The sequence below is a fragment of the Roseiconus lacunae genome (assembly GCF_008312935.1).
In the GTDB taxonomy this organism is placed as follows: Bacteria; Planctomycetota; Planctomycetia; order Pirellulales; family Pirellulaceae; genus Stieleria; species Stieleria lacunae.
In genome coordinates, this window is sequence record NZ_VSZO01000088.1 from 1 (window position 1) to 7755 (window position 7755).

Here is a 7755-nt window from a genome sequence, read left to right on the forward strand (position 1 = left end):
AACCACGACATCAAGAGCGATCAACAGGAAACAGAGGTCGCGTCAACAAACGATGGGCCGACTGCAGTCACCATATCCGGCTTGTGCGTTGATCCGAATTCAAAGATCGTTAGACCAACCAGCGTGACCAAGCACGACGAACGGTGACGATCACGTGGCCGCCGCGAACGACTCACCACTTCAGTGAACCCAACTCGGCGGCTCGTCGTGCATCGATTGGTTCGTCGATTTACGGTTGTCGCCGGTATGGAGTTGGACGGTCCTAATCGATTGTAGCGATCGCAGATTGACGTGGGGCGATCAATCAGTCTGGATCGGGACCAGAATAGTGTGTGCGAACCGCGGTACCGAATTCAAGCGACATCCGATCGATTAATCATTCCGGCTTGTTGGGGCGATTCTAAGACTCCACCGCGACGACGCGATGGGCGTACAGGATCACGAACCATTGTTGGCGATTGTTAGGTGTTGGAAACGTTTACCAAACCGCGACATCAAGTGCGATCAACAGGAAACAGAGGTCGCGTCAAAACCCGATGGGCCGAACGCAGTCACCCTATCCGGCTTGTGCGTTGATCCGAATTCAAAGATCGAAGAACCAACGAACGTGACCAAGCACGACGAACGTTGGTGATAACGGGGTTGCGGCCAAGCATCGTGAACTCAGCAATCAACCGCGCCGCAACTCCCGTTCATCACATGGTTCGTCATGCCTACGGTTGCCGCCGGCTGAAAGTTGGACGGCGCAGAATCATTGCAGCAATTTCAGAATGACCGGAGCGTCAACATCAGTCAGAGTTCCGACATCAAACCGTAACATCAAGAGCGATCAACGAACGACAGAGGTATCGTCGGTATTGGATGGGCCAGTGTGTGAATCAGTAGGTTGAGCCAGGAGCGACAGCCAAACCGCAACATCAGGTGCGATCAACAGGCGACTACTGTTCCGTTGCCAATCGATGGGCCACTACGCGAATCATCCGGTACGGCGAAAGTAACTTGCGTTGCGAATCACCAAGCCATCGTCCGATTAGAGACGATGATCGATCAAACCGTGACATCAAGAGCGATCACTAGGAAACAGAGGTTGCGTCAACAAGCAATGGGCCCAAGTCCAGCCACAACGACAGGCGTCGGAACTGATCCGCACTCGAAGGTGAATGAACCAACGAACGTGAAGTAGCAAGACGAACGGTACGGATCACGCGGCCGCGGCGTGCGATCAACCACTTCAACAACGATGACTCCGCGGCTCGTCGTGCATCCGATGGTTCTGCAGTCTCACGATTCGTAGTGAATCTCAAGATAGTTGAACTCGGATTGACGTTGCCAAACATAGACGGCGGTTGGTCCGTAGTCGTATAACGCCAGGCCCTGGATGCTCACTGGCATGACAATGTTCGTCAGGTCCGAGTGTCGGATTGGTAGCGGAAGCGGGTTGGCTACGTGGTCACTGTTTTCGATTTCTTTTGTCAGCGCATCGATCGAGGAAGCGATTTCGGCAATGGGAACAGTTCTGCAGTGGGAATGCAGTAGCGAATCGTTCCAGTTGTCTTTGTAGTCTTCGTCGCCACGTTTGAGAATCCACGCGAGCGTCTCTTCGCGCGAATAGTCATCTGCGTCCCAAAGTCCCCGGACAAATCGCACATGGCTGCATTGCCATGTCATCGCCAAGAAGTCAACGAATCCACAGGGCCCGTCTAGGCGATGTTCCAATGCAATGGCGACTTCATTCAGATTCATGCTGCAGAACGATGATACGGATCACGCGGTCGGCGCGAGTGATCAACCACTTCAAAAACCACGACTCGCCGACTCGTCGTGCATCCGATTGTTATCCGCCGTCGATGATCGCGAGCATCTCTTTGAGGTAGCGTTCATCCCCAATCGAAAATGTCGCGAAGACAGATCGTTGGTGGTTGCCTTTGTAATCGTATTGTTCTTGTGCATCCCACAATGCAATGATCTGCGACCGAAATAGTGGATCGTAGTCGTTGAATGGTATTGAATCGGTCTCGTTTTCGTTAATTGCATCAAATAGTTCGCTCGCATCGTGGTTAAACGGGTCAATGCCACGGTAAGTGACGTCAAAGTTCGGCGAGTAAGCAAATCCAATGAAGTGAAGAAGATCGTCATCGAAGAAATCAAGCTGAATCGAATTCTCGTCGTAGTAGTCCATGTTGTCGCGAGAGTGTGACATCGTGAAATTGAGGGAAGTCATAACGGATCTTGCTATCGCGCGGTCAACGCCAAGACTGAGTCTGCCAGCCCGAATCCTCGGTTCGATGTCGAAAGTGATCATGGTTGTGATTCGGTCGGATAACGGTGACGATCACGTGGCCGCCGCGAACGACTAACCACTTCAATGCCCTCAACTCGGCGGCTCACGTGCATCGTCTGGTTCCCCCACCCCTCCGATACGGTGTCGGATCCTGTGGGGATCATTCCCTGTGTGCACGAAGCCATGAATTAGTATATCGGGGTCGCCATTGTAGCTGACCTGCCGACCGCTCGTCAGTCGAACGTTGTCGAGCGGCACATCCGATTCACGAATCGCGTCGACCGATGAGTTCCAGTTCACGTTGATGAGTGATTGAAGCTCGTCAAACGTCCACGCGTAATGTTGGGGCACTGCGAGACGATCGTATTCGTCCCGCAGATCGTGCCAGCCATCTGGCCAGTCGCCAGATGTTCGGATGTGTTCGATGATGAAGACCGCCGTCCAGTCAGATGCGTATGCTTCACGTGGAATGCCGATTACTTCTTTGGCGAATCGGGTCACCCACACGCCTGCGGCGACAATGAGGGCAACCACAGCGACCAGAAATACGCGACGCATCCAGCGTTCAATTGATTGGGGTAACGATACGGATCACGCGGTCGCCGCGAGCAATCTCCCATTTCAATAACCGCGACTCGGCGACTCGTCGCGCATCCGATGGTTATGGCCTCATCCAATATGCCAATCCGAAATTGCGATCGTGGAAACATATCACAGAGATTAAAAACCTCGGATCGGACCACGCAACATCATCGGAAACAATCAGCCCCCGTATAGCGTGTATCCGGTAAGAACCACGGCCGACAAGAGACGTCCCCTGCGAGAAATCCCCGGCATCGAGCATGCGGAATAGCCAAGCGCAACCAACAACACGAACACCGGGGAGAATAGCATCAATCCGACAAAACACGTCTCGACGCGGTCATCCACTGAAGTCGAATTTGCTATCCCATAAAATGGAAGAGTAAAAAGAACAAAGCCCGGGAATCCAATCAGTGTTAACACGAGGCGAATCGAAAAAGTGCTGTTCGAGGAATCAGTCATTGCAAGACCGCAGCCTAACTCCAAAGTTTCGTGGGGTCACGTCACGCCAAACCCAATGCCAGAACGGTACGGATCACGCGGTCGCCGCGAGCGATCCTCCACTTCATTAACCACGACTCGGCGACTCGTCGTGCATCCGATTGTTCCCCGTCTTATCTTCATTTTAAGTCAGGTCAGCAACAAATACGGTGAAAAACCCATCGGTATCGTGAGCGAGCATTTCAGGCCATTCACCATCGGTAATCGAGAGCAGTTTGCAATGCAAGCCGGATGTGAGCCACGGAATTGAGATCAACGGGTATTGCGTCCACATCCATTCGCGCACTTCGGTATTTGTCGTCGCACGACGTGCAAGCAGATCGTCTGCACGTTCGATGTCGGCGGTGTCTGGTTGAAACCATCCACGCAAGTCCTCACGTTCTGGATCACAGATATATGGTTGAAGCACTGACGAAAATCCGAACGTGTAGCGTACGAAAGAGCGAAAGTCCGGAAATGAGTTGGTGTCCCACCGTGCCGCGTGAAAACCGAGTTCCAGTGCGGGGTCTAGCAGTTCGCACGCAACGTAGCTGGGCAGCGTCGATTTGAAGAATGAGTAATCGTTGAACATGCGAGTCAGTCGGGGAACGTTGGTGATAACGGGGTCGCGGCCAAACATCCTGAACACAGGAAACAGCAGCGCCCGCGACTCCCGTTCATCACTTGGTTCGTCGATTTACGGTTGCCGCCGGTATGGAGTTGGACGGTCCTAATCTATTGTAGCGATCGCAGGTTGACCTGGGGCGATCAATCAGTCTGGATCTGGACCAGAATAGTGTGTGTGAACCGTGGTACCGAATTCAAGCGACATCCGATCGATTAATCATTCCGGAGTGTTGGGGCGATTCTAAGACTCCACCGCGACGACGCGATGGGCGTACAGGATCACGAACCATTGCTGCCGACTGTTGGCCGTTGGAAACGTTTACCAAACCACGACATCAAGAGCGATCAACAGGAAACAGAGGTCGCGTCGTCATGAGGTGGGCCGACTGCAGTCACCATATCCGGCTTGTGCGTTGATCAAAATTGAAAGCTAGAAGAACAGACCATCGTGACCAAGCACGACGAACGTCGGCGATCACGCGGCCGCCGCGAGCATTCCTCCACTTCGAAAACCACGACTCGGCGGCTCGTCGTGCATCCGGTTGTTACCCGGTCAGTCAAGGTCGTCGGGAAAGAATGCGGACGGATCCTCGACACGAATTACCCCAGCAGTCCTGGGCGATTCCAAATCCACCATTCTCTTAAGAAGCCGCGATCCAAGCCATGCATTCAAATTGCCAAACGCATCATCATCCTGACACCACGCAACATGAATGTCAATTTTTTCGTCGCCGTAGATATTTATGACGAGGTATGCGAGTTCCGGGTGTTCCTCCGTATCGACCGTAATTTCAGCAGCGACCCTTGTCTCAACGTGCTGGACGAATTTCGAGACCCACAATGCGTAAGAGGTCTCATTAAACGCTGACGTGAATACAAATGCCTCTTTTACACCTTCCCACGAAAAATCTAGTGGTTCGTACGACGCGACACCGTTCGGCAGAAGTGCGAGCAATTCATCGGATTTTGGCATATGGAAACAAGCTCAATCGCATCTCAGACGGGTAACGGTAGAAATCACGGGGGACGGGCGAAAGACTCGCAAGCAGACCAACTAACGCGACTTCCGTCCTCCTGTGCATTTCATGGTTCTGCGATTCTGACGTGTGAGTAAAGCAGCAGCAAGGCTATTCAATCGCGCCACGCCCGGACCATTTTACTCGGGATTGTACATATCGGGTTAGAGCATCGGCAACAGAGTCTACGTCCGCATCGAAATCAAGCACTGCGCACAAATCAGCACAGCGTTCGACCATCGTGACATCTTCTTTGTCGGGCGGGTGCTTCACTGCCATCGCGGTGTCCCGCGCAAGCGAGAGAATTTGCTCTCCATTATCACCATCGTAATGACGAGGAGTGATCTTGATGCCAGTGCCGCGACCGCGTCCGTACACGAGGGATTTGAGTTCGTCGATCGTGTGCATGAGTAATACGGCTTACAATCACAAAAGCGATCAATTCGCAGAACGGTAGAATTCACGGGGGACGGGCGAAAGACTCGCAAGTAGACCAATAAACACGACTCCCGTCCTCCCGTGCAATTCATGGTTACCCGCTATCATGCAGCGAGTAGCGTACATCCCAATAGTCTCCGGGCATTTCGGGGTCGTTGGCAACACGGGCGAAGAACTCATCAAGCGTCAAAGCCAGGCCGACAGCTATCGACCGCATATCGGTCAGATCGTTGTCCCAATTAGAGTGATCGAAGATTAGTACTGGGTAGTCGGGCAGATTCACCTCGATGGCGACGCTATCACCATTGCCCGCGCTGGAAAAGAAAAACAGGCCGTGATTTGCTATTTCAGTTTCGAGGTTAGGCGTTACAAGCTGAGCAGAGGCAGCTAAGCCGTATGGGCCAGCATGTCCTCGGTTTGGGGTTTGTGGCCAGCATTTTGTGACCAGTTCGACGAGGTCTTCCGGCAGGCCAACAGACTGCAGACGTTCTATGGTTTCCGGACGGGCGTCACCCAAATCCATGTGATGCTCCGCATCGAGTTTAGATAGCGATTCTCGGATGGCGTCTAGGTCCATGCTGTCAATCGGGTAACGGTAGCCGTCACCGAGGTCGGGCGATGGACTGACCACTTCAATAAAACACGACTCCCGACCTTCGTGTGCACGGCATTGTTATCGCAATTTGTCAGTCGGTCATGCCCCGTTGCAAACCGTTTGAAACATCAAGGTTGGTCGCTTTGGAATCATCTCCAGCGCGGAGAACGCTCGCCGAAAATCCGAAATCTTCCAGTCGGTGACGCATCCACTCTGCCTCGGCCCTTGTCCCAGTGTAAACGATACCCGGCATACGATCCTTCATGCGTTTAACTTCTTCAAGTGTTGTATTAAGGTCGCAGTGAAGTATCTTGCATGCTTTAACTCTTTCAGGACCACTCGTATCAACATGCAGGGCCCAGCGTCCACCGGTGTCGAGCAAGTGTTGTCGAATGGAGTCCGGCGGAAAACCTGAGCCATCGGCTTCCATGACGCATCCACATTTGTCACATCGCGTTGATTCGGACCAATGCAAACTGACGCTGGCCGAAGCCAACCACGTCAGGAGCGCCGCAGTCTGGGCACGCGTTCAATTTCGGGTCAGCGTTCACTGTGCGTGGAACTCATCGATGCGATAACGTTGGTGATAACGGGGTCGTGGCCAAACATCGTAAACTCAGGAAACAGCAGCGCCCGCGACTCCCGTTCATCACATGGTTCGTCAGGCTACGATTGCTGCCGGCTAGAAGTTGGACGGTCGCAATTCATTGTAGCAATCGCTGCGTGGTAATGGACCCTATTGTCAAGCGGGATTCCGATGTCAAACCGTGAACACCAATGCGATCAACAGGTGACAGAGGTTCCGTTGCCATTGGATGGGCCGGTACATGAATCAGTGCGATGAGTCAGGAACGAGAACAAAACCGCAACATCAGGTGCGATCAACAGGCGACTGATGTTCCGTTGCCAATCAATGGGCCCCTACGTGAGTCATCCGGCACGACGGACGCGATTCGCGTTGCGAATCACCAAGCCATCATCCGATTGGAGACGATGATCTATCAACCCGTGACATCAAGTCACCAGGAAACAAAGGCGCGTCACGAAGCGATGGGCCCAGTTCCAGCCACAACGACAGGCGTCGGATTAAATCCGCATTCGAAGGTGAATGAACCAACGAACGTGAAGTAGCAAGACGAACGTTGGCGATCACGCGGCCGCCGCGAGTGATCATCCACTTCAAAAACCACGACTCGGCGGCTCGTCGTGCATCGAATTGTTCGTCGGTTTACGGTTGCCGCCGGCGCGAAGCTGGACGGTCGTGATTCATTGTAGCGATCGCATATTGACGTGGGGCGATCAATCAGTCTGGATCGGGACCAGAATTGTGTGTGCGAACCGTGGTACCGAATTCAAGCGACATCCGATTGATTAATCATTCCGGAGTGTTGGGGCGATTCCAAGACTTCACCGCGACGACACGATGGGCGTACAGGATCATGAACCATTGTTCGCGATTGTTGGGTGTTGGAAACGTTTATCAAACCGTGACATCAAGAGCGATCACCAGGAAACAGAGGTCACGTCAACAAGCAATGGGCCGACTGCGGTCACCTTATCCGGCTTGTGCGTTAAGCCGAACTCAAAGCTAGAAGAACAGACCATCGTGACCAAGCACGACGAACGTTGGTGATAACGGGGGCGCGGGCAAACATCGTGAACTCAGGAAACAGCAGCGCCCGCGACTCCCGTTCATCACATGGTTCGTCGAATTACGGTTGCCGCCAGCGTGGTGT

8 protein-coding genes are annotated in these 7755 nt (G+C 53.2%); all 8 read right to left on the reverse strand.

Annotated elements, in window-relative coordinates:
- Positions 1 to 1281: 1281 nt before the first annotated feature.
- Positions 1282 to 1743 (reverse strand): hypothetical protein, encoded by a 462-nt coding sequence (locus FYC48_RS27320; RefSeq protein WP_149499992.1) that lies wholly within the window; start codon positions 1741 to 1743, stop codon positions 1282 to 1284.
- A gap of 91 nt (positions 1744 to 1834) precedes the next feature.
- Complete coding sequence (locus FYC48_RS27325; protein WP_149499993.1) at positions 1835 to 2200, reverse strand: hypothetical protein; 366 nt, start codon at positions 2198 to 2200, stop codon at positions 1835 to 1837.
- 171 nt (positions 2201 to 2371) lie between these two features.
- The gene (locus FYC48_RS27330; protein WP_149499994.1) at positions 2372 to 2839 is read right to left on the reverse strand and encodes a hypothetical protein; all 468 of its coding nucleotides are present in this window, start codon (positions 2837 to 2839) and stop codon (positions 2372 to 2374) included.
- 649 nt (positions 2840 to 3488) lie between these two features.
- Positions 3489 to 3935, reverse strand: coding sequence for a hypothetical protein (locus FYC48_RS27335; RefSeq protein WP_149499995.1), 447 nt, complete (start codon positions 3933 to 3935; stop codon positions 3489 to 3491).
- Between the two features lie 588 nt (positions 3936 to 4523).
- Positions 4524 to 4943, reverse strand: a complete 420-nt coding sequence (locus FYC48_RS27340) for a hypothetical protein (RefSeq protein WP_149499996.1) — start codon at positions 4941 to 4943, stop codon at positions 4524 to 4526.
- Positions 4944 to 5097: 154 nt separating this feature from the next.
- Positions 5098 to 5394, reverse strand: coding sequence for a hypothetical protein (locus FYC48_RS27345; protein WP_149499997.1), 297 nt, complete (start codon positions 5392 to 5394; stop codon positions 5098 to 5100).
- 124 nt (positions 5395 to 5518) lie between these two features.
- Positions 5519 to 6001, reverse strand: coding sequence for a hypothetical protein (locus tag FYC48_RS27350; protein WP_149499998.1), 483 nt, complete (start codon positions 5999 to 6001; stop codon positions 5519 to 5521).
- 109 nt (positions 6002 to 6110) lie between these two features.
- Positions 6111 to 6449 carry a hypothetical protein gene (locus FYC48_RS27355; RefSeq protein WP_149499999.1) on the reverse strand — a complete coding sequence of 113 codons (339 nt, stop codon included), beginning with the start codon at positions 6447 to 6449 and terminating at the stop codon, positions 6111 to 6113.
- Positions 6450 to 7755: the final 1306 nt, after the last annotated feature.